The following is a 226-nucleotide window of genomic DNA, read 5'->3' as shown; positions in this document are numbered from 1 at the left end:
GCTTACAGCTCCCCGAGGCTTTATCGTTGTTCGCCACGTCCTTCGTCGGCTCCTGGCGCCTAGGCATCCTCCGTGTGCTCTTTGTAGCTTAACCTAGACTTTTCTTTCACAGAAAGAAAATGTCGATATATGCTACCTTTATTTCTCTTGTTTACACAAGATCAGCTTAAAGGAATATTCTAAAACGCAATTTCGTTTCGGTATCCAGTTTTCAAGGTGCAATTCG

General features: G+C 43.8%; 1 rRNA gene. It reads right to left on the bottom strand.

Annotated features, from left to right (window positions below):
* A 23S ribosomal RNA gene (locus ACN6NF_RS26025) occupies window positions 1–94 on the bottom strand; the annotation flags it as partial.
* Between the last annotated feature and the right edge of the window lie 132 nt (window positions 95–226).

Source organism: Paenibacillus sp. TSM33, from assembly GCF_056099025.1.
Note: the sequence above shows the minus strand (reverse complement) of the source record. Positions and strands in the feature narration are given on the sequence as shown.